We start from the raw sequence: 17,871 nt of genomic DNA on the forward strand, positions 1-17,871 counted from the left end.
ACAAGATAGTGAAGTTGCGTTTTGGACGTTGACCCCTGCACTGCGGTAGCGATACCGCGAACAGTCCGGAACACTATCGGATCGATGAATCTGCTTGAAAGCGGGTTCGGACCGAGCAGCCAATGAGTAAAAGCGCCGTCGGCCCTGAATGAGAACCTTAAGATTCTCCGCCAGGATTAGCCGACACGCCCGACCTCGGGGGTCGGTCATGGTCAGCCGGCACAGACCACAGGCGATTTCGATCGACTGATGGTTGATGGCCGGAAGTAACTAAAGAAAGAGACGACGCCATGGCGGGACAGAAGATCCGCATTCGGCTCAAGTCGTACGACCATGCTGTGATTGACAGTGCTGCACGAAAGATCGTGGACACCGTCACTCGCGCAGGTGCGACTGTTGTGGGCCCCGTGCCGTTGCCAACGGAAAAGAACGTGTACTGCGTCATCCGTTCGCCACACAAGTACAAGGACAGCCGTGAGCATTTCGAAATGCGCACGCACAAGCGTCTGATCGACATCGTCGATCCGACGCCGAAGGCAGTCGATTCGCTGATGCGTCTCGACCTCGCTGACGACGTCAACATCGAGATCAAGCTCTAAGGGAGGCAGACATGGCGAACAATCGTTCATCAGCTCTCCCTACCACCCGCAAGGTCAAAGGCCTTCTGGGAACCAAGCTGGGCATGACTCAGGTTTGGGATGAGCAGAACAATCTCGTACCGGTGACCGTAGTGGCCGCCGGCAGCAACGTCGTGACACAGATCCGCAACGAGGAAACCGACGGTTACCCCGCACTGCAGATTGCGTTCGGCGAGATCGATCCTCGCAAGGTCAACAAGCCCACTGCAGGCCACTTCGAGAAGGCCGGCGTGACTCCACGCCGTCACCTTGTCGAGCTGCGCACCGCAGATGCTGCTGACTACGCACTGGGTCAGGAACTCGGAGTCGACACGTTCGACGCCGGGATCAAGGTCGATGTGACCGCAAAGACCAAGGGTAAGGGTACCGCCGGTGTCATGAAGCGTCATGGCTTCCACGGCGTCGGCGCCTCCCACGGTTCGCACCGCAACCACCGCAAGCCGGGTTCAATCGGCGGAGCCGCGACCCCTGGTCGCGTGTTCAAGGGTATGCGCATGGCCGGCCGTATGGGTGCAGTCAAGCACACCACCCAGAACCTCACGATCCACGCCGTGGACACCGAGAACAACTTCCTGCTCATCAAGGGTGCCGTACCTGGTCCCAAGGGTGCAGTCGTTCTCGTTCGCTCGGCCGCGAAGGAGGCCTGAACGTAATGACTGATGTCAAGACAGTCGACGTTGTCGATGCCGCTGGTGCGAAGACCGGATCCGTTGACCTGCCAGCCGAGATCTTCGGCGTGCAGACCAATGTGCCGTTGATTCACCAGGTTGTTGTCGCACAGTTGGCAGCAGCCCGTCAGGGTACACACAAGACAAAGACCCGCTCCGAAGTACGCGGTGGCGGTCGCAAGCCCTACCGCCAGAAGGGTACCGGTAACGCCCGTCAGGGTTCGATCCGTGCTCCTCAGTACAACGGTGGTGGAGTCGTGCACGGGCCGGTTCCACGCGATTACTCGCAGCGGACCCCCAAGAAGATGAAGGCTGCTGCTCTGCGTGGCGCTCTCTCGGATCGTGCACGTCTCGATCAGATCTTCGTTGTGAAGAACCTGATCACCGGCGAAGCACCGTCGACCAAGCAGGCGAAGCTCGCTCTGGCCGGCCTCTCCGATCGCAAGAACACCCTCGTGGTGCTCGACCGTGACGATGAGCTCACCGAGCGCAGCGTTCGCAACCTGCCTCACGTTCACGTGCTCACCTCCGATCAGCTCAACACATATGATGTGCTGATCGCCGATGACGTCGTGTTCACCGAGGCAGCGCTGGAGACGTTCCTGGGCGGCTACCGCAAATCGGAGGACGCATCATGAGTCTGAACTTCAAGGACCCTCGCGACGTCATCGTCGCTCCGGTCGTCTCGGAAAAGACCTACAGCCTGATGGACGAGGGAAAGTACACCTTCATCGTCGATCAGGGGTCGAACAAGACTGAGATCAAGAACGCCATTGAATCGATCTTCAATGTGCAGGTTGCCAAGGTCAACACCCTGAATCGTCAGGGTAAGCGCCGCCGCACTCGTACCGGTTGGGGTAAGCGCAAGGACACCAAGCGTGCCATTGTCGCCCTCAAGGACGGATCGATCGACATCTTCGGTGGATCGCTCTAAGCGATCCTTCGTAAAAGAAGGACAAGACTCATGGGAATCCGTAAGCACAAGCCGACGACCCCGGGCCGTCGTGGCTCATCGGTCGCCGACTTCGTCGAAGTGACCCGGTCTACACCGGAGAAGTCACTTCTGCGCCCACTGCCTAAGCGCGGTGGCCGCAACAGCCAGGGACGCGTGACCACTCGCCATCAGGGCGGCGGCCACAAGCGTCAGTACCGTGTCATCGACTTCCGCCGCCATGACAAAGATGGCGTACCGGCGAAGGTCGCACACATCGAATATGACCCGAACCGCACTGCGCGGATCGCTCTTCTGCATTATGCAGATGGCGAGAAGCGCTACATCCTCGCCCCGCAGAACCTTAAGCAGGGCGCACAGGTTGAAGCCGGTCTGGGTGCAGACATCAAGGCGGGCAACAACCTTGCCCTGCGCAACATTCCAGTCGGTACCGTTCTGCACGCAGTTGAAATGCGTCCAGGCGGCGGTGCCAAGATCGCTCGCTCTGCCGGTTCGTCCGTGCAGCTTGTAGCGAAGTACGGCCGGTTCGCTCAGCTGCGGATGCCTTCGGGCGAAATCCGCAATGTTGATGCGCGCTGCCGTGCGACGATCGGCGAGGTAGGCAATGCCGAGCAGTCGAACATCAGCTGGGGTAAAGCAGGCCGCATGCGTTGGAAGGGCAAGCGCCCATCCGTCCGTGGTGTCGTAATGAACCCGATCGATCACCCACATGGTGGTGGCGAGGGCCGTACTTCGGGTGGTCGTCACCCAGTCAGCCCGTGGGGTCAGTCAGAAGGCCGCACACGCCGGCCGAACAAAGAGAGCGACAAGTACATCGTGCGCCGTCGCCGGACCGGCAAGAAGCGCTGATTGGAGTACTGACTTATGCCTCGTAGCCTCAAAAAGGGTCCTTTCGTCGATGAACACCTGTACCAGAAGGTGGCTCGTCAGAACGAGAAGAACTCTAAAAACGTAATCAAGACATGGTCTCGTCGCTCGATGATCATCCCGGACTTCCTGGGACACACCATCGCAGTACATGACGGACGCAAGCATGTTCCAGTCTTCATCACTGAAGCCATGGTCGGACATAAGCTTGGCGAGTTCGCACAGACACGGACGTTCCGTGGCCACGAAAAGGACGATCGCAAGGGTCGCCGCCGCTGACGCGGGGCACTCTTACGATCCTAGACAAGAGAGAAGGAAGCGATGGAAGCCAAGGCTAAGGCGCGTTACCTGCGCGTCACGCCTCGCAAGGCTCGGCGCGTCATCGACCTCATTCGTGGTCAGCAGGCGACCGAAGCACTTGCAGTGTTGAAGTTTGCAGAACAGTCGGCATCAGATCCGATTTACAAGCTCGTTGCCTCCGGTATCGCCAATGCGCGTGTCCGGGCCGACGAGGAGGGCATTGCGTTCGACGAGAACGAACTGGTCATCTCCGAAGCATTCGTGGACGAGGGACCAACCATGAAGCGGTTCCGCCCGCGAGCTCAGGGTCGCGCTTTTCGCATTGAAAAGCGCACAAGCCACATTTCAGTGGTCCTGGCCAGCGGTGACGACCTGCCTCAGCGCAAGAGCCGGAAGGGGAACCGTTAATGGGCCAGAAAATCAATCCGAACGGATTCCGACTCGGAATTACCACGGATCACAAGTCAAAGTGGTTTGCTGACTCGACTAAGCCGGGACAGCGCTACAGCGACTACGTGCTCGAAGATGTGAAGATCCGACAGATGATGACCAAGGGCCTTGAGCGCGCTGGCATCTCCAAGGTGAACATCGAACGCACACGTGATCGTGTCCGAGTCGACATCCACACTGCCCGCCCGGGCATTGTCATTGGGCGTCGCGGAGCCGAAGCCGATCGCATTCGCGGTCAGCTCGAAAAGCTCACCGGCAAGCAGATTCAGCTCAACATCCTTGAGGTGAAGAACGCTGAGATCGACGCGCAGCTCGTTGCTCAGGGAGTTGCCGAGCAGCTTGCGAGCCGCGTGGCCTTCCGCCGCGCGATGCGCAAGTCGATCCAGAGTGCTCAGCGTGCAGGTGCCAAGGGTATCCGCGTGCAGTGCTCCGGCCGCCTCGGCGGTGCTGAAATGAGCCGTTCCGAGTTCTACCGCGAAGGTCGTGTGCCTCTGCACACCCTGCGTGCGAACATCGATTACGGCTTCCACGAAGCGCACACCACATTCGGGCGCATCGGCGTCAAGGTGTGGATCTACAAGGGCGATATGACCGACAAGGAGCTTGCTGCCGAGCAGGCGAAGGCTCCTGCAGCTCGTGGCCCCAAGGGCCGTGGGCGCGGCCGTGGCGGCCGTGGTCGTGGTCAGGAAGGCGCAGCAGCACCGCGCCGGAACGACGCAGCGCCGAAGACCGAGAACAACGCCGAAGCCCCTGCGGCTGAGGCCGGATCGGAGGGCTGACACATGCTGATCCCTCGTCGGGTGAAATACCGCAAGCAGCACCACCCCAAGCGGGGCGGCGCAGCAAAGGGCGGCACCAAGGTGTCTTTCGGTGACTACGGCATCCAGGCCACAGAGCCCGCCTACATCACCAACCGGCAGATCGAAGCCGCACGTATTGCCATGACGCGCTACATCAAGCGTGGTGGCAAGGTGTGGATCAACATCTACCCAGATCGACCGCTGACGAAGAAGCCTGCCGAGACCCGCATGGGTTCCGGTAAGGGTTCGCCTGAGTGGTGGGTCGCCAATGTCAAGCCGGGTCGGGTCATGTTTGAACTCGCCGGTGTGTCCGAGGAAGTTGCTCGCGAGGCGCTGCGTCTCGCGATCCACAAGCTTCCGCTCAAGGCCCGTATTGTGGCCCGCGAAGGTGGTGAGTGAGTATGGCAATCGGTTCGAAGAACCTTTCCATGGACGCACTTGACGGTTATGACAACGAGCGTCTGCTCGAGGAGCTCAAGAAGGCTAAGGCCGAGCTGTTCAACCTGCGCTTCCAGTCGGCCACTGGCCAGCTGGAGAGCCACGGTCGGCTCAAAGCCGTGCGTCGCGACATCGCTCGTATCTACACCGTGCTCAATGAGCGGGAATTGGACATTCGTCCGAACCCCGCTGACGCTAAGGAAGAGGACAAGTGATGGCGGAGACCACCAAGCCCGAGGCAACGCCTGCGGACCGTAACTCCCGCAAGACCGCGCGTGGTTACGTTGTTTCCGATAAAATGGAGAAGACCATTGTCGTCGAGGTGGAGGAGCGCAAGACGCACCGCCTCTACGGCAAAGTTCTTCGCCAGTCGGTGAAGTACAAGGTTCACGATGAGGAGAACGCCGCTGGTGTCGGCGACCTTGTCCTCGTGTCCGAAACGCGGCCGGTTTCGTCCGCGAAGCGTTGGCGGCTCGTCGAGATCATCGAACGCGCCAAGTAAGCTGACGCCGCCCCTCCCACCCGGTCCCGCCCACGATCTCCAGCAGATCGTGGGCGGCTACCGGGAACGGGGTGAAATGTCATTAATCCGTTCCGCAAGGCTCATCCAATCGTGTGAGAACCGGCGCGACGACAGGAGAAAATAGTGATTCAGCAAGAGTCGCGACTCAAGGTCGCCGACAACACTGGTGCCAAGCAGATCCTGGCAATCAGGATTCTGGGTGGTTCCGGTCGGCGTTACGCCTCGATCGGTGACACCATCGTGGCAACCGTCAAAGACGCAATTCCTGGTGGAAACGTGAAGAAGGGTGACGTCGTCAAGGCTGTCATCGTTCGCACCGCCAAGGAACGCCGTCGTCCCGATGGTTCGTACATCAAGTTCGACGAGAATGCAGCAGTCATTCTCAAGACTGATGGCGAACCACGCGGAACCCGTATCTTCGGACCCGTGGGGCGCGAATTGCGCGACAAGAAGTTCATGAAGATCGTCTCCCTGGCACCGGAGGTGTTGTGAGCATGGCGAACAAGCTCAAGATCAAGAAGGGCGACCTCGTCCAGGTGATTGCAGGCGCCCGTCAGTCACGGGGTGGCGATCGTGGGAAGCAGGGCAAGGTTCTTGCCGTGTACCCGGAACGCAACCGCGTCCTCGTTGAGGGCATCAACCGCGTGATCAAGCACAAGAAGGCAACGCAGACTCAGGCCGGCGGCACTGCCGGTGGCCGTGAGACTCACGAAGCCCCAATCCACGTGTCCAACGTGGCGCTCGTTGATCCTAAGGACAACAAGCCCACCCGCGTCGGATACCGCGAGGAAACTGTGGAACGCGATGGTCGCGATAAGACCGTTCGTGTCCGCGTCTCGCGTCGCACCGGGGAGGAGATCTGATGACGGAAACAACAACGAGCCGTCCAGCGCCACGCCTTAAGCAGGTTTACCGCGATGACATCGTGGCCAAGCTGCAGGACGAGTTCAACTACACAAACCCCATGCAGGTTCCCGGTCTGACCAAGGTCGTCGTGAACATGGGTGTGGGTGACGCAGCACGCGATTCGAAGCTGATCGAAGGCGCAATCAACGATTTGACTCTGATCACCGGTCAGAAGCCGATCGTGACTCGGGCGAGGAAGTCTATCGCCCAGTTCAAGTTGCGCGAAGGTCAGCCCATTGGAGCCCACGTCACCATGCGTGGAACCCGTATGTGGGAATTCGTCGACCGTGTCATCTCTCTGGCGCTTCCGCGAATCCGCGACTTCCGCGGCCTCTCGGATCGTCAGTTCGACGGGAACGGTAACTACACCTTCGGTCTCACGGAGCAGTCGATGTTCCACGAGATCGATCAGGACCGGATCGACCGCGTCCGAGGTATGGATATCACAGTTGTGACTACAGCGAACACCGACGACGAGGGACGTGCACTTCTGCGCCACCTCGGGTTCCCGTTCAAGACCAAATAATCGCTACGTTGCAGGTCCAAGCACACAGTGTGTGGGCGGAAACCGTAACGAGGAAGGGCTAGAGCCCAAATGACAATGACTGATCCAGTCGCAGACATGTTGACACGTCTGCGGAACGCCAACTCGGCTTATCACGAGGACGTCAGCATGCCGTTCTCGAAGCTGAAATCCAACATCGCTGAGATCCTCAAGAGCGAGGGCTACATCACCGGTTGGAGCGTCGAAGACGCTCAGGTCGGTAAGACCCTGCTTATGGACCTCAAGTTCGGTCCCAACCGGGAGCGCTCGATCGCCGGCCTGCGCCGTGTGTCGAAGCCCGGGCTGCGCGTTTACGCGAAGTCGACCAACTTGCCTAAGGTCCTCGGTGGACTCGGCATCGCCATTCTGTCGACCTCGTCAGGCCTCCTGACCGATCGTCAGGCCGCCAAGAAGGGTGTGGGTGGGGAAGTCCTCGCCTACGTCTGGTAAGGAAGGAGAGAAGAATATGTCACGTATTGGCAAGAACCCGATCTCCGTCCCGAATGGCGTAGAGGTCAAAATCGATGGCCAGGATGTCGCCGTCAAGGGACCGAAGGGCGATCTGTCCGTCTCCATCGCCGAGCCGATCACCGTATCGCTCGACGAAGGCGTCGTGACAGTGGCCCGTCCGAATGAGGAGCGCGAATCGCGTTCGCTGCACGGACTGTCCCGCACGATGATCAACAACATGATCGTCGGTGTGACCGAGGGCTACTCAAAGGCTCTCGAAATCGTCGGCACCGGTTACCGCGTGCAGGCCAAGGGATCGAACCTCGAGTTCGCTCTGGGCTACAGCCACTCGATCACCGTCGAACCCCCTGAGGGAATCTCCTTCACGGTCGACGGACAGACCAAACTGGCAGTTCACGGCATCGACAAGCAGCTGGTCGGAGAGACCGCTGCCAACATCCGGAAGCTGCGCAAGCCTGAACCCTACAAGGGTAAGGGTGTCCGCTATGTCGGAGAAAATGTCCGTCGCAAGGTCGGAAAGGCTGGTAAGTAGAGATGGCCTTTGGCAAAAAGGAAAGCTACGGCAAGGGCAGGGCTGCGGCCCGCAAACGTCGTCACGCTCGTCTGCGCAAGCATGTCAGCGGTACGCCGGAACGTCCTCGCCTGTCAGTGACTCGCTCCACGCGCCACGTCTTTGTCCAGGTGATCGACGACACCGTCGGTAATACCTTGGCATCGGCCTCCACCATGGAAGCCGACCTGCGCACATTCGAGGGTGACAAGACCGGCAAGGCCCACAAGGTCGGTGAGCTGGTAGCGCAGCGCGCCAAAGAAGCCGGTATCGAAGCCGTCGTGTTCGACCGTGGCGGCAATGCCTACCACGGCCGTGTGCAGGCAATCGCCGAAGGTGCACGTGAAGGAGGATTGGCCCTATGAGCACTGAAGAGAACAAGGAACAGCAGCCAGCTGCTGAAACCCGTACCGATGGCAACAGTGATCGCTCCTCACGTGGTCGCGGTCAGGCCGGTCAGGGTGGTCAGGGCGGCCAGGGTCGTGGACGCGGCGAAGGCCGTGGACGCGGCGGTCGCGGTGACCGCGAAGAGAAGAGCCAGTTCATCGAGCACGTCGTCACGATCAACCGCGTGTCGAAGGTGGTCAAGGGCGGACGTCGTTTCTCCTTCACCGCACTCGTCGTCGTCGGTGACGGAGACGGCATGGTCGGCATGGGATACGGCAAGGCTAAGGAAGTTCCTGCAGCCATTGCCAAGGGTGTCGAGGAGGCGAAGAAGAGCTTCTTCCGCGTCCCACGCATCCAGAAGACCATTCCGCACCCGATCCAGGGTGAAACCGCTGCCGGTGTTGTCATGCTGCGTCCTGCCGCTCCCGGTACCGGCGTCATCGCCGGTGGCCCGGTCCGTGCGGTACTCGATGCTGCTGGCGTTCAGGACATCCTGTCCAAGTCGCTGGGGTCGGCCAACGCAATCAATATCGTTCGCGCGGCGATCAAGGCCCTCCAGAGCCTCGAACGCCCAGAGCAGGTCGCGGCACGCCGCGGCTTACCGGTGGACGAGGTCGCCCCTCACGCATTGCTGCGGGCGGCTGCTGAAGGCGAGGGGAAATCCTGATGGCAAAACTCAAGGTAACCCAGCGCAAATCCGAAATCGGTGGCAAGCCGAACCAGCGTGACTCGCTGCGTTCGCTTGGACTGAAGCGGATCGACGATGTGGTGGTGTGCGAAGATCGTCCGGAAATTCGCGGAATGATCAATGTCGTGCGTCACCTCGTGACTGTGGAAGAGGTGGATTGATATGTCGAACGATGACTCACTCAAGGTCCACGATCTCCGTCCTGCTCCAGGAGCAAAAACCGCCAAGACCCGTGTCGGTCGTGGTGAAGCTTCGAAGGGCAAGACAGCCGGACGCGGAACCAAGGGCACACGTGCCCGCTACCAGGTTCCTCACGGCTTCGAGGGTGGACAGACTCCGATGCACATGCGTCTGCCTAAACTGCGCGGGTTCAAGAACCCCGCAAAGGTGACGTTCCAGGTTGTCAACCTTGACAAGCTGTCGGCCTTGTACCCAGAAGGCGGCGACGTCACTGTCGCCGATCTGGTGGCCAAGGGCGCCGTGCGTCCAAAGCAGCCCGTGAAGGTTCTGGGCACCGGTGAGATCACCGTTGCTCTGAACATCACTGCAGACAAGGTCTCGGGTTCAGCACTCGAGAAGATCATGGCTGCAGGCGGAAGCGTCAGCGAAGCCTGAACAGCACCCGCACAGCGGGTCTGAGGTTTCTCGGGAAGGGGCGGTCACTATGTGACCGCCCCTTCGTCGTCTCCGGTCTCTCAAGCCTATGACCTGCGCCAAGACGATGCTGAGTCCGTAGCGACACAGTCTCAGCGAGGATGGGCCTGACGTGGATCCAAGCGGCCTCTCGGTTTCAGCCTGAGGGTCATACCCTGGTAGTCTTTTGCAGGTATTTGTCTCATTCGCCAGGTCGTGTCTGCGACCCTGACTTTTTCATCCCCCAATGAGGAGGACGCTTGATCGGCGCAATTCGGAGGGCCTTCAGAACGCCCGACCTGAGGAACAAACTCCTCTTCACCCTGGGCATTCTTGTCATCTTCCGCCTCGGTTCGTTCATTCCCTCGCCGGGAATCGATTACACCCAGGTTCAACAATGCGTGGCGTCCCCGCAGCTGAATGAGGGCGGGTTCGCAATGATCAACCTGTTCAGCGGTGGCGCACTGCTCCAGCTGTCTATCTTCGCTCTGGGCATCATGCCCTACATCACCGCCAGCATCATCGTCCAACTCCTGCGCGTGGTCATTCCGCGCTTCGAGTCGCTGCACAAAGAGGGCGCCTCAGGACAGGCGAAACTGACTCAGTACACCCGCTACCTGACTATCGGGCTGGCCGTGCTCAATGCAACGACCCTCGTGGCCACCGTACGTTCGGGTGCCCTCTTCGGCGGCATCGAAGGCTGCAACGACCTGATCACCAATGACTCCTGGTGGGGCATCTCCGTGCTCGTCGTCACTTTGGTGGCCGGCACCGGCCTGATCATGTGGCTCGGCGAGCAGATCACCGAGCACGGTGTCGGCAACGGTATGTCGCTGCTCATCTTCACCTCCGTGGCATCGGCGTTCCCCTCCTCGCTGGGAGCCATCTTCCGCGAGCAGGGTGTCGACATCTTCCTCATCGTCATCGCAGTCGGACTCGTGCTCGTGGCACTCGTCGTCTTCGTCGAGCAGTCCCAGCGACGCATTCCGGTCCAGTACGCCAAGCGCATGGTCGGACGCCGGATGTTCGGCGGAACCTCGACCTACATCCCGATCAAGGTCAACATGGCCGGCGTGATCCCCGTGATCTTCGCATCCTCGGTTCTCTACCTGCCCAGCCTGATCTCGCAGTTCTTCGATCCGGAGAGCAAGTGGGTGGAGTGGATCAACACCTACTTCACACGCGGGGACCACCCGATCTACATCGCCACCTACGCACTGCTGACGATCTTCTTCGCATACTTCTACGTCGCGATCACCTTCAACCCGGAGGAAGTCGCGGACAACATGAAGAAGTACGGCGGCTTCGTCCCCGGCATTCGTGCCGGACGACCCACAGCCGACTACCTGAGCTTCGTGCTCAGTCGTATCAACTTCCCGGGCTCGCTCTACCTGGCCTTCATCGCGCTGATCCCACTGATCGCGCTCGTGCTCATCAACGCGAACCAGAACTTCCCGTTCGGCGGCACCTCGCTGCTGATTGTGGTGGGAGTCGGCCTCGAGACCGTCAAGCAGATCGACGCACAGATGCAGCAGCGTCATTACGAGGGCCTGCTGCGCTGACCGTTCCCGACCCGCGGAAATCTATTGGAAGGACACACACCTTATGAGCTCACGCATCATCCTGATCGGCCCTCCCGGCGCCGGCAAAGGCACCCAGGCCGCGCGCCTGTCTGAGGCGCTGAACGTCCCGGCCATCTCGACCGGCGACATCTTCCGTGCCAACGTGAAGGGCGAGACCGAACTCGGCAACCTTGCCAAGCGGTATATGGACGCTGGAGAGTACGTCCCCGATGAGGTGACCAATTCGATGGTCGCCGATCGTCTGGGCCAGGAGGACGCCGCTGAGGGGTTCCTCCTCGACGGTTACCCGCGCACCAGTGCGCAGGTGGATGAACTCGACCGGATCCTCGACGCCCAGGGCCATGAGATCGAGCAGGTCGTCGAGCTCACTGCTGACATCGATGAGGTCGTCGCCCGGCTGCTGGCGCGTGCGCAGACTGAAGGTCGCAGTGATGACAGTGAAGACGTCATCCGTCACCGTCTCGACGTCTACGCCGAGCAGACGCAGCCGCTGACCGACATCTACCGCGAACGCGGTCTGCTGCGCCAAGTGGACGGCCTCGGCGAAGTCGCCGAGATCACCGACCGGATCCTCGACTCCATTCGATGATCTTCGGTCCCCGGATCGAGCTGAAGTCACCCGAGCAGCTGGTCACGATGCGCCGGGCCGGTCTGCTCACGAGCGCAGTGCTCAAAGCCGCCCGTGAGGCGGCTGTGCCAGACGCAACCACCGCCGAGGTGGACGCGGCTGCCGAGGCTGTCATCACCGAGGCCGGGGCCCAGTCCAACTTCAAGGGTTACCAGGGTTTCCCCGCCGTCGTGTGCATCTCCGTCAATGAGGAGATCGTGCACGGCATCCCTGGGGACAAGGTCCTCAAGGCCGGGGATCTCGTGTCGATCGACGGCGGAGCCATCGTCGACGGTTTCCATGGGGATTCGGCATTCACCATGATCGTCGGCGGCGACTCCGCCGGCTCGAGCGCCGATATCGCGCTGTCGCGGGCGACGGAGAAGGCGATGTGGGTCGGCATCGCCGCGTTCGCCGCCGGAAACAAAGTCAGCGACATCGGTGACGCAATCGACGATTATGTCTCAAGCGAGGCTCCTGAACTCGGGCTGGTGGAGGAATTCACCGGCCACGGCATCGGCACTGCCATGCACATGCCGCCCGAGGTGCTGAACTATCGTGCGAAGTCGAACGGACCGAAGATCAAATCCGGAATGTGTCTGGCAATCGAGCCGATGCTCACAGCCGGCAGCAGCGAGACCATCACCCTGGCAGACGACTGGACCGTCGTGACAGAGGATGGTTCGCGTGCGAGCCATTGGGAGCACAGCGTCGCCAAGCATGATGGGGGAGTCTGGGTACTCACTGCTGAGGATGGGGGAGTGGCGGGACTGGCACCGTTCGGAATCACACCAGTCCCTCCGGCAGGCTCCTGAGTCCGAAGAACGACCAGGCAGCCGTGCCGATGGTTCGGTTCACGGTTGTGGAGTTCGCTGCGTTCGTTTGAGATCGTTCGTCGTGACGATGTGTATGATGACGAACAGTGCCGAACCTGACATGAGGCTCAGCGCGAACATCCACGCTGCAGTGACCTGAATGTCGAAACCTGCGATCATGAAGGCCACAAAGGTGATGAACGCTGTGATCGATGCGGTCAGGACCGCGGTGGTCCGTGCCCTCTGAAATACTCGTAGATTCGTTTCGTATGCCTCGTCGTCCATGACGCTGCTCCTTGTGTTCGGGGCCGATTTCAGCGGCCGTCTCAACACTATCGTTGTGATTTCACGTTAGGATCTGGTCATGACGGGTGTCCACGATCACACGAAACGTTCGGCAGATGTGGGCGATCGGTATCGCCTGACCCGGATCGCCTTTGACGTCATCTCTGCTTTCGGCTGTCTCCGCGCGCAGGGACTTCCGGGTCCTGTCATCGTCGGGATCCTCGATGAACACGGCTATTCGTCCTCAAGCGTGCACAATCAGCTGGTGAGGATGGTCCACCGGAGCATTCTGACCAGTGAAAAGGTCGGTCGGGTGACGGTCTACCGGTTAGGCGAACGCATTCTCTCCTGATTCATGGACATCGCGGGTGACCGGGAGGCGCCGACGTTCGATGGCTGTTTCCATTCTGCCCTGTACTCGATTCCAGAGACCTCGCGGATGCTGCGCGACCGGTTCCAATATGTGGCCAGGATGCTCGGATATCGGCAGCTGCGCCCGGGCCTCCTGCTGTCCTTCGCCGATCTCTCTTATGAGCTCTCCGCGCAGCTGCCCGAGGTCGCCGAGCCGGGGTGGTGCGAATTTGCGACGATACGGCCCGAGAGCCAGGAGACAGCCGTACGAATGACCTCGCGGGCCTTCGACCTGGAGGCGGCGTCTCTGCAGCTGCCACGCCTCGAGGATGCTCTTGCCGCCTTGAGCCTGAACGACAGACAGCCGGGAGCCGGACATCCGGACATGTCGCTGGTGAAGTTCTTCGACATCTACTTTCAGGTCGCCCAGGCGGTCATGTCCCATCCGATACTTCCGCCCGCGCTGGTGGGACCGGATCAGCCGGCTCTGCGTTTTCGCACGCTGATGGACCGGTGCAATCTGGAGTACTACCTGAGGTTCGATCAGCAGCTGTTGGAGCGCGCAGGCGCCAGTTCGGCCTTCGACCTCATCGAATGGCTGCCGAACAGATAAGACAAGCTGGCAGACGCCGGCGACCTCAGCTCAGAGCGCAGAGGCGATGCGTTCGATTGCTCCGGTCAGGAGCGGGCGGGGGAGGGCGAAGTTGAAGCGGATATGGCCCTCTCCGACCTCGCCGCACAGTCGGCCTTCCGTGATGGCGACGTGGGCACGTTCGTTGAAGTGCTGAGACAGACCGGTCTCGAGACCGTATCCGCGCAGATCCAACCAGGCCAGGTACGTCCCCTCAGGCGGGAGGAATGTGGCATTGGGCAGATGAGCGGAGACCAGATCGGTCAGCAGTTCGCGATTGCCTTTGAGATAGGCAGTGATCTCATCAAGCCAGTCTCCGGACTGGGTGTAGGCGGCCGTGGTGGCGAGAATGCCTGGATTCGATGCAGCGCCGGAGACGAAGTTTCCCTTCTCGGCCCAGATCTCTCTGTCCTTCTCACTGCTGAGGATGAGCTGCGCGCATTTGAGTCCGGGGATGTTGAATGCCTTGGAGGCGGCGGTCGCGGTGGCGGTATGCCCCGCGGTGGTCTCATTCAGGCTCGCATAGGAGATGTGACGGGCCGGCGCATAGACGAGGGGTGCGTGGATCTCATCGGAGAACACACGCGCACCATTGCGCTCGACCACCTCGGCGAGGGCCAAGAGCTCAGCTTCTGTGTAGACCTTGCCGATCGGGTTGTGGGGATTGCACAGCACCAGAGTGGCACCCGGCACCAGGGCCGAGTCGAGGGCGTCGAGGTCGACGGACCAGCCGGTCTCGGAGCGGATCATCGGCACCTCGAAGAGCTCGCGCCCGGTGACCTTGGCGACGTCGAAGAAGGGCATGTAGGCAGGGGTCGGAAGGACGATCGGGGTGTCTGCCGGGGTCAGGTGTGTGAGGATGCCCAGGAAGCTGGCGATGACGTCGCTGGCCAGTTCGACGTGATCGGTCGGGAACTGCCAGCCGTAGCGTTCGGCACAGAACGCCGAGGTGGCCGACTTGAGGTCGGAGACGATCGACTGCGGTGCATAGCCGTAGAGGTCACGCTCATCGACTTCGCGCAGTGCCTGACGCACACCCGGTGCGACTCCGAAGTCCATTTCGGCGATGAATGCGCCGAGGCTGCCCGGAAAGCTCGACCACTTCCGGCCGCCCTTGGCGATGAGTGATTCTTCTGTGATCGAATCCAGGTTCTGCACGTGATGCTCCTTCGATGGCCGGTGTGCGACTGTCGGTTTTCACGCTAGCAGGGCAGGCAGCCGTTGTGGCGCCCGTTCCGACATGCACGGTCACGGACTACAGTGGAACCGGCGGCACGAGCCGCTGCCACGATGACAGCCCATGAAGATGTGGAGGCCGGGATGCCAGCACAATCGCACTCTGTCTTCCGGCGCAACCAGTGGGCGCTGAGTCTGGCACAGCTCTTCTCCGGCATCGGCATCGCCACGGGGTTCGCCGTCGGTGGGATCCTCGCCGAGCGTCTGACCGGTCGGACCGAACTCGCCGGATTCGCGCAGACTGCGTCCATCCTCGGCGCGGGGCTCCTCGCGGTTCCCCTGGCGAAGCTGGCCGAGCGCAGAAGCCGCAGACTGGCACTGGCCAGCGCCTACGCGATCGCCCTCTGCGGTGCCATTCTCATCGTGTCGGCCATCCTCCTTGGCATCGACATCGCCTTCTTCATCGGCATGGGCTGCTTCGGCGCACGACGGCCGCGGGACTGCAGGGACGCTATGCGGCCACCGATGCCGCTCCCGACCACCTCAAGGGCTCCGCCATGTCCGTCGTCATCTGGGCCACGACCATCGGCTCCGTGATCGGACCCAACCTCTCCGGCCCTGGTGCCGGCATCGGGCGAGCCCTGGGGCTCGATCCTCTGGCCGGGCCCTTCGTCATCGCCATCGCCGGCTTCGGCCTCGCTCTACTCAGTGTGCTGTTCCTGCGCCGGCTCACCCCCGCCACCCGGGACAGTTCCTCGACCTCCCCGCGCCGAGGCGGCACCTGGCAGGCCATCCGACGATCCCCGAGTGCACTGATGGGACTGCTGAGCGTCGTCACCGGGCACATGATCATGGTCGCGACCATGGTGATGACGCCGCTGCACATGGACCATCATGGACTCGGCCTCGAACTGATCGGCATCACAATCGGCGGTCATATCCTCGGCATGTACGGGCTTTCGCCCGTCTTCGGCTACCTCACCGACAAGTACTCCGCCGGACGAGTCATCCTCGGTGGGCATGCGCTGTTCGCGCTGTCGCTGGTCCTCGGGCTCATCGATGCGCTGGGGGAGTCCTCGTTCCTGCGGCTGTCGGTGGCCCTCTTCGTTCTGGGACTCGGATGGAGCGCGTGCCTCATCGCCGGATCCACCCTGCTGACGAAGGAGATCGACCCCACCCATCGCATGTCGGTCCAAGGACTCTCCGATGCGGGAATGAATTTCGGGGCTGCCGCGCTGGCGGCTCTGTCGGGGCCACTGCTGGCAATCGGCGGGTTCGCCGCGATCACCCTGATGGGCTTCGTCGTGCTTGCCGTAGCCGTCATTGCGAGCATCCGGGCGGGGTACGGCACCGCGCATACGACGTGAGCTCGGGCCAGCCTCGGCGATGGTGGCGGTGATTGTAGGGGAGTTCGCGCGGGGAATCCAGCACCGTGTGGAAGAATATCCGACGATAGTGTAGGGTTGTTGATTGGTCTGTTCTCACTCAACTCACCCTTTTTCAGTTGTGGGCGGCATCTGCCATCCGCAACTTTTCATGTGGTGGGGTGAAACGCAGACCATGGGGTCGTCGGGGTAAATCGACGATACACGATTACGTCGAACGCGAAGTTTTCGCGGGAATACGAGGTTAGCGAACGATATGGCCAAAAAAGAAGGGGTCATTGAGATCGAAGGCTCTGTTGTCGAAGCCCTCCCGAACGCATCGTTCCGGGTCGAGCTGAGCAACGGACACAGGGTGCTTGCGCATATCTCAGGGAAGATGCGACAGCACTACATTCGAATCCTGCCCGAGGACCGGGTCATCGTGGAGCTGTCTCCATACGACCTCTCGCGTGGACGAATCGTTTACCGCTACAAGTAAGGATCTTCGATCATTCGTACCCGCCCCTGCGCAGGGGTAAGGGTCGGAAGAAGGAAAAACCATGAAGGTTAAGCCAAGCGTCAAGAAGATCTGTGAGAATTGCCAGATTACCCGCCGTCACGGCCGGGTCATCGTCATCTGCTCCAACCCGCGTCACAAACAGCGCCAGGGTTGAGCAGCTCTTCGAGCAGATAGAGGCACCCGCAAGGGGCTTCAGCAGCACCACACCCGCGCAGACCTCGCCAGCACCACCGCCTTCTGAGGCAGTGACAGGGCGACACCTTCGGTCGGGGGCCGAGGACCTTGGGAAACCAGGGACAGGTCTGCATCAGCACCTCCGGAACTACAACAGGAGATAGTACCTATGGCACGACTTGCCGGAGTCGACATCCCGCGTGAAAAGCGCGTGGAGGTCGCCTTGACTTACATCTATGGTGTGGGCCGCACCCGTGCGAGCCAGACCCTGACAGAAACGGGAATCAGCCCTGATACCCGTGTGAAGGACTTGAGCGATGCCGAGCTCGTCCAGCTGCGTGACTATATCGAGGGCACATTCCAGGTTGAGGGTGACCTCCGCCGTGAGGTTGCTGCCGACATTCGCCGCAAGGTGGAGATCGGAAGCTACGAAGGCCTGCGTCACCGCCGCGGTCTCCCGGTTCGCGGACAGCGGACCAAGACGAATGCGCGTACCCGTAAGGGACCGAAGCGCACCGTGGCCGGTAAGAAGAAGTAACATGCTCACCCG

Annotated in this window: 32 protein-coding genes; 30 read left to right on the forward strand and 2 right to left on the reverse strand. The window is 61.0% G+C overall.

All coding sequences use genetic code 11. The annotated features are described in order from the left end of the window. Positions 1-290 precede the first annotated feature (290 nt). From rpsJ to map, 23 genes are all read left to right on the forward strand, one after another. On the forward strand, positions 291-599 hold the full coding sequence (gene rpsJ, locus BANT918_RS15090; RefSeq protein WP_009379191.1) for a 30S ribosomal protein S10: 309 nt from the start codon (positions 291-293) through the stop codon (positions 597-599). Positions 600-610: 11 nt separating this feature from the next. Beyond that, positions 611-1,285, forward strand: a complete 675-nt coding sequence (rplC, locus tag BANT918_RS15095) for a 50S ribosomal protein L3 (protein WP_101621020.1) — start codon at positions 611-613, stop codon at positions 1,283-1,285. Positions 1,286-1,290: 5 nt separating this feature from the next. Further along, positions 1,291-1,944, forward strand: coding sequence for a 50S ribosomal protein L4 (gene rplD, locus BANT918_RS15100; protein WP_101621021.1), 654 nt, complete (start codon positions 1,291-1,293; stop codon positions 1,942-1,944). Beyond that, complete coding sequence (gene rplW / locus BANT918_RS15105) at positions 1,941-2,240, forward strand: 50S ribosomal protein L23 (protein ID WP_101621022.1); 300 nt, start codon at positions 1,941-1,943, stop codon at positions 2,238-2,240. Before rplD ends, rplW begins: the two co-directional genes overlap by 4 nt. 30 nt (positions 2,241-2,270) lie before the next feature. After that, on the forward strand, positions 2,271-3,107 hold the full coding sequence (gene rplB / locus BANT918_RS15110) for a 50S ribosomal protein L2 (RefSeq protein ID WP_101621023.1): 837 nt from the start codon (positions 2,271-2,273) through the stop codon (positions 3,105-3,107). A 15-nt stretch (positions 3,108-3,122) separates the two neighbouring features. Continuing rightward, on the forward strand, positions 3,123-3,404 hold the full coding sequence (rpsS, locus tag BANT918_RS15115) for a 30S ribosomal protein S19 (RefSeq protein ID WP_009883565.1): 282 nt from the start codon (positions 3,123-3,125) through the stop codon (positions 3,402-3,404). Between the two features lie 42 nt (positions 3,405-3,446). Continuing rightward, the gene (gene rplV, locus BANT918_RS15120) at positions 3,447-3,833 is read left to right on the forward strand and encodes a 50S ribosomal protein L22 (protein ID WP_101621024.1); all 387 of its coding nucleotides are present in this window, start codon (positions 3,447-3,449) and stop codon (positions 3,831-3,833) included. Continuing rightward, positions 3,833-4,654, forward strand: coding sequence for a 30S ribosomal protein S3 (gene rpsC / locus BANT918_RS15125; protein ID WP_009883563.1), 822 nt, complete (start codon positions 3,833-3,835; stop codon positions 4,652-4,654). The genes rplV and rpsC overlap by 1 nt, the downstream gene beginning before the upstream one ends. Before the next feature lie 3 nt (positions 4,655-4,657). Further along, positions 4,658-5,074, forward strand: coding sequence for a 50S ribosomal protein L16 (gene rplP / locus BANT918_RS15130; RefSeq protein ID WP_009883562.1), 417 nt, complete (start codon positions 4,658-4,660; stop codon positions 5,072-5,074). Positions 5,075-5,076: 2 nt separating this feature from the next. Continuing rightward, on the forward strand, positions 5,077-5,328 hold the full coding sequence (rpmC, locus tag BANT918_RS15135; protein WP_009883561.1) for a 50S ribosomal protein L29: 252 nt from the start codon (positions 5,077-5,079) through the stop codon (positions 5,326-5,328). After that, a complete protein-coding gene (gene rpsQ / locus BANT918_RS15140; RefSeq protein WP_101574502.1) occupies positions 5,328-5,615 on the forward strand; it encodes a 30S ribosomal protein S17 in 288 nt (95 codons plus the stop codon). Before rpmC ends, rpsQ begins: the two co-directional genes overlap by 1 nt. A 144-nt stretch (positions 5,616-5,759) precedes the next feature. Next, positions 5,760-6,128: a 50S ribosomal protein L14 gene (rplN, locus tag BANT918_RS15145; protein ID WP_009883559.1), complete on the forward strand. Its 369-nt coding sequence runs from the start codon at positions 5,760-5,762 to the stop codon at positions 6,126-6,128. A gap of 2 nt (positions 6,129-6,130) precedes the next feature. Next, positions 6,131-6,499, forward strand: coding sequence for a 50S ribosomal protein L24 (rplX, locus tag BANT918_RS15150; protein WP_101621025.1), 369 nt, complete (start codon positions 6,131-6,133; stop codon positions 6,497-6,499). Beyond that, complete coding sequence (rplE, locus tag BANT918_RS15155; RefSeq protein WP_101621026.1) at positions 6,499-7,068, forward strand: 50S ribosomal protein L5; 570 nt, start codon at positions 6,499-6,501, stop codon at positions 7,066-7,068. The genes rplX and rplE overlap by 1 nt, the downstream gene beginning before the upstream one ends. 69 nt (positions 7,069-7,137) lie before the next feature. Beyond that, positions 7,138-7,536, forward strand: a complete 399-nt coding sequence (gene rpsH, locus BANT918_RS15160; protein WP_009883556.1) for a 30S ribosomal protein S8 — start codon at positions 7,138-7,140, stop codon at positions 7,534-7,536. Between the two features lie 16 nt (positions 7,537-7,552). Further along, positions 7,553-8,089 (forward strand): 50S ribosomal protein L6, encoded by a 537-nt coding sequence (rplF, locus tag BANT918_RS15165; protein ID WP_101621027.1) that lies wholly within the window; start codon positions 7,553-7,555, stop codon positions 8,087-8,089. Positions 8,090-8,091: 2 nt separating this feature from the next. Further along, on the forward strand, positions 8,092-8,472 hold the full coding sequence (gene rplR / locus BANT918_RS15170) for a 50S ribosomal protein L18 (protein WP_101621028.1): 381 nt from the start codon (positions 8,092-8,094) through the stop codon (positions 8,470-8,472). Beyond that, positions 8,469-9,161 carry a 30S ribosomal protein S5 gene (rpsE, locus tag BANT918_RS15175; protein WP_233429497.1) on the forward strand — a complete coding sequence of 231 codons (693 nt, stop codon included), beginning with the start codon at positions 8,469-8,471 and terminating at the stop codon, positions 9,159-9,161. The genes rplR and rpsE overlap by 4 nt, the downstream gene beginning before the upstream one ends. Continuing rightward, complete coding sequence (gene rpmD, locus BANT918_RS15180; protein ID WP_101621030.1) at positions 9,161-9,343, forward strand: 50S ribosomal protein L30; 183 nt, start codon at positions 9,161-9,163, stop codon at positions 9,341-9,343. The genes rpsE and rpmD overlap by 1 nt, the downstream gene beginning before the upstream one ends. 1 nt (position 9,344) lies before the next feature. Then, a complete protein-coding gene (rplO, locus tag BANT918_RS15185) occupies positions 9,345-9,797 on the forward strand; it encodes a 50S ribosomal protein L15 (protein ID WP_101621031.1) in 453 nt (150 codons plus the stop codon). A 278-nt stretch (positions 9,798-10,075) separates the two neighbouring features. Then, positions 10,076-11,377 carry a preprotein translocase subunit SecY gene (gene secY / locus BANT918_RS15190; RefSeq protein WP_101621032.1) on the forward strand — a complete coding sequence of 434 codons (1,302 nt, stop codon included), beginning with the start codon at positions 10,076-10,078 and terminating at the stop codon, positions 11,375-11,377. A 43-nt stretch (positions 11,378-11,420) separates the two neighbouring features. Continuing rightward, positions 11,421-11,987, forward strand: coding sequence for an adenylate kinase (locus tag BANT918_RS15195; RefSeq protein ID WP_101621033.1), 567 nt, complete (start codon positions 11,421-11,423; stop codon positions 11,985-11,987). Next, complete coding sequence (gene map, locus BANT918_RS15200; protein ID WP_101621034.1) at positions 11,984-12,820, forward strand: type I methionyl aminopeptidase; 837 nt, start codon at positions 11,984-11,986, stop codon at positions 12,818-12,820. Before BANT918_RS15195 ends, map begins: the two co-directional genes overlap by 4 nt. A gap of 39 nt (positions 12,821-12,859) precedes the next feature. Here the strand turns inward: map and BANT918_RS15205 are convergent, their stop codons facing one another. Beyond that, complete coding sequence (locus tag BANT918_RS15205) at positions 12,860-13,105, reverse strand: hypothetical protein (protein ID WP_009884965.1); 246 nt, start codon at positions 13,103-13,105, stop codon at positions 12,860-12,862. 79 nt (positions 13,106-13,184) lie between these two features. Between BANT918_RS15205 and BANT918_RS17830 the strand changes: the two genes are divergently transcribed. Together BANT918_RS17830 and BANT918_RS15210 are read left to right on the forward strand one after the other, a co-directional pair. Then, positions 13,185-13,457: a hypothetical protein gene (locus BANT918_RS17830; RefSeq protein ID WP_233430532.1), complete on the forward strand. Its 273-nt coding sequence runs from the start codon at positions 13,185-13,187 to the stop codon at positions 13,455-13,457. 3 nt (positions 13,458-13,460) lie between these two features. Then, the gene (locus tag BANT918_RS15210; protein ID WP_233430533.1) at positions 13,461-14,069 is read left to right on the forward strand and encodes a PaaX family transcriptional regulator; all 609 of its coding nucleotides are present in this window, start codon (positions 13,461-13,463) and stop codon (positions 14,067-14,069) included. Between the two features lie 30 nt (positions 14,070-14,099). On the opposite strand, the gene BANT918_RS15215 is transcribed toward BANT918_RS15210, so the two are convergent. After that, entirely contained in the window at positions 14,100-15,245 is a 1,146-nt protein-coding gene (locus BANT918_RS15215; protein ID WP_009884963.1) for a MalY/PatB family protein, read from the reverse strand. Between the two features lie 162 nt (positions 15,246-15,407). On the opposite strand from BANT918_RS15215, the gene BANT918_RS17835 reads away from it, so the two are divergent. The 5 genes from BANT918_RS17835 (at position 15,408) to rpsM (ending at position 17,859) form a co-directional block, all read left to right on the forward strand. After that, a complete protein-coding gene (locus BANT918_RS17835) occupies positions 15,408-15,860 on the forward strand; it encodes a hypothetical protein (protein ID WP_233430534.1) in 453 nt (150 codons plus the stop codon). Then, positions 15,821-16,630: an MFS transporter gene (locus BANT918_RS17840; protein ID WP_233430535.1), complete on the forward strand. Its 810-nt coding sequence runs from the start codon at positions 15,821-15,823 to the stop codon at positions 16,628-16,630. The genes BANT918_RS17835 and BANT918_RS17840 overlap by 40 nt, the downstream gene beginning before the upstream one ends. A 274-nt stretch (positions 16,631-16,904) precedes the next feature. Continuing rightward, on the forward strand, positions 16,905-17,126 hold the full coding sequence (infA, locus tag BANT918_RS15225; RefSeq protein ID WP_009884961.1) for a translation initiation factor IF-1: 222 nt from the start codon (positions 16,905-16,907) through the stop codon (positions 17,124-17,126). 61 nt (positions 17,127-17,187) lie between these two features. Next, the gene (gene rpmJ / locus BANT918_RS15230; protein ID WP_009884960.1) at positions 17,188-17,301 is read left to right on the forward strand and encodes a 50S ribosomal protein L36; all 114 of its coding nucleotides are present in this window, start codon (positions 17,188-17,190) and stop codon (positions 17,299-17,301) included. A 189-nt stretch (positions 17,302-17,490) separates the two neighbouring features. Next, the gene (gene rpsM / locus BANT918_RS15235) at positions 17,491-17,859 is read left to right on the forward strand and encodes a 30S ribosomal protein S13 (protein WP_009884959.1); all 369 of its coding nucleotides are present in this window, start codon (positions 17,491-17,493) and stop codon (positions 17,857-17,859) included. The last annotated feature ends 12 nt before the right edge of the window (positions 17,860-17,871 follow it).

This window comes from Brevibacterium antiquum CNRZ 918, assembly GCF_900169145.1.
Taxonomy (GTDB): Bacteria; Actinomycetota; Actinomycetes; order Actinomycetales; family Brevibacteriaceae; genus Brevibacterium; species Brevibacterium koreense.

What these genes read in the sequence shown, in the direction of transcription:
- rplD (WP_101621021.1), top strand. Translation starts at nt 1,291, where the DNA reads ATGACTGATGTCAAGACAGTCGACGTTGTCGATGCCGCTGGTGCGAAG.
- rpsE (WP_233429497.1), top strand. Translation starts at nt 8,469, where the DNA reads ATGAGCACTGAAGAGAACAAGGAACAGCAGCCAGCTGCTGAAACCCGT.
- rpmD (WP_101621030.1), top strand. Translation starts at nt 9,161, where the DNA reads ATGGCAAAACTCAAGGTAACCCAGCGCAAATCCGAAATCGGTGGCAAG.
- rpsH (WP_009883556.1), top strand. Translation starts at nt 7,138, where the DNA reads ATGACAATGACTGATCCAGTCGCAGACATGTTGACACGTCTGCGGAAC.
- BANT918_RS17840 (WP_233430535.1), top strand. Translation starts at nt 15,821, where the DNA reads ATGTCCGTCGTCATCTGGGCCACGACCATCGGCTCCGTGATCGGACCC.
- infA (WP_009884961.1), top strand. Translation starts at nt 16,905, where the DNA reads ATGGCCAAAAAAGAAGGGGTCATTGAGATCGAAGGCTCTGTTGTCGAA.
- rplP (WP_009883562.1), top strand. Translation starts at nt 4,658, where the DNA reads ATGCTGATCCCTCGTCGGGTGAAATACCGCAAGCAGCACCACCCCAAG.
- rplR (WP_101621028.1), top strand. Translation starts at nt 8,092, where the DNA reads ATGGCCTTTGGCAAAAAGGAAAGCTACGGCAAGGGCAGGGCTGCGGCC.
- rplE (WP_101621026.1), top strand. Translation starts at nt 6,499, where the DNA reads ATGACGGAAACAACAACGAGCCGTCCAGCGCCACGCCTTAAGCAGGTT.
- BANT918_RS15195 (WP_101621033.1), top strand. Translation starts at nt 11,421, where the DNA reads ATGAGCTCACGCATCATCCTGATCGGCCCTCCCGGCGCCGGCAAAGGC.
- map (WP_101621034.1), top strand. Translation starts at nt 11,984, where the DNA reads ATGATCTTCGGTCCCCGGATCGAGCTGAAGTCACCCGAGCAGCTGGTC.
- rpsQ (WP_101574502.1), top strand. Translation starts at nt 5,328, where the DNA reads ATGGCGGAGACCACCAAGCCCGAGGCAACGCCTGCGGACCGTAACTCC.
- rplW (WP_101621022.1), top strand. Translation starts at nt 1,941, where the DNA reads ATGAGTCTGAACTTCAAGGACCCTCGCGACGTCATCGTCGCTCCGGTC.
- BANT918_RS17835 (WP_233430534.1), top strand. Translation starts at nt 15,408, where the DNA reads ATGCCAGCACAATCGCACTCTGTCTTCCGGCGCAACCAGTGGGCGCTG.
- rpsM (WP_009884959.1), top strand. Translation starts at nt 17,491, where the DNA reads ATGGCACGACTTGCCGGAGTCGACATCCCGCGTGAAAAGCGCGTGGAG.
- rplV (WP_101621024.1), top strand. Translation starts at nt 3,447, where the DNA reads ATGGAAGCCAAGGCTAAGGCGCGTTACCTGCGCGTCACGCCTCGCAAG.
- rpsC (WP_009883563.1), top strand. Translation starts at nt 3,833, where the DNA reads ATGGGCCAGAAAATCAATCCGAACGGATTCCGACTCGGAATTACCACG.
- BANT918_RS15205 (WP_009884965.1), bottom strand. Translation starts at nt 13,105, where the DNA reads ATGGACGACGAGGCATACGAAACGAATCTACGAGTATTTCAGAGGGCA.
- BANT918_RS17830 (WP_233430532.1), top strand. Translation starts at nt 13,185, where the DNA reads ATGACGGGTGTCCACGATCACACGAAACGTTCGGCAGATGTGGGCGAT.
- rplB (WP_101621023.1), top strand. Translation starts at nt 2,271, where the DNA reads ATGGGAATCCGTAAGCACAAGCCGACGACCCCGGGCCGTCGTGGCTCA.
- BANT918_RS15210 (WP_233430533.1), top strand. Translation starts at nt 13,461, where the DNA reads ATGGACATCGCGGGTGACCGGGAGGCGCCGACGTTCGATGGCTGTTTC.
- rpmC (WP_009883561.1), top strand. Translation starts at nt 5,077, where the DNA reads ATGGCAATCGGTTCGAAGAACCTTTCCATGGACGCACTTGACGGTTAT.
- rpsJ (WP_009379191.1), top strand. Translation starts at nt 291, where the DNA reads ATGGCGGGACAGAAGATCCGCATTCGGCTCAAGTCGTACGACCATGCT.
- rpmJ (WP_009884960.1), top strand. Translation starts at nt 17,188, where the DNA reads ATGAAGGTTAAGCCAAGCGTCAAGAAGATCTGTGAGAATTGCCAGATT.
- rplF (WP_101621027.1), top strand. Translation starts at nt 7,553, where the DNA reads ATGTCACGTATTGGCAAGAACCCGATCTCCGTCCCGAATGGCGTAGAG.
- rplX (WP_101621025.1), top strand. Translation starts at nt 6,131, where the DNA reads ATGGCGAACAAGCTCAAGATCAAGAAGGGCGACCTCGTCCAGGTGATT.
- rpsS (WP_009883565.1), top strand. Translation starts at nt 3,123, where the DNA reads ATGCCTCGTAGCCTCAAAAAGGGTCCTTTCGTCGATGAACACCTGTAC.
- rplO (WP_101621031.1), top strand. Translation starts at nt 9,345, where the DNA reads ATGTCGAACGATGACTCACTCAAGGTCCACGATCTCCGTCCTGCTCCA.
- rplC (WP_101621020.1), top strand. Translation starts at nt 611, where the DNA reads ATGGCGAACAATCGTTCATCAGCTCTCCCTACCACCCGCAAGGTCAAA.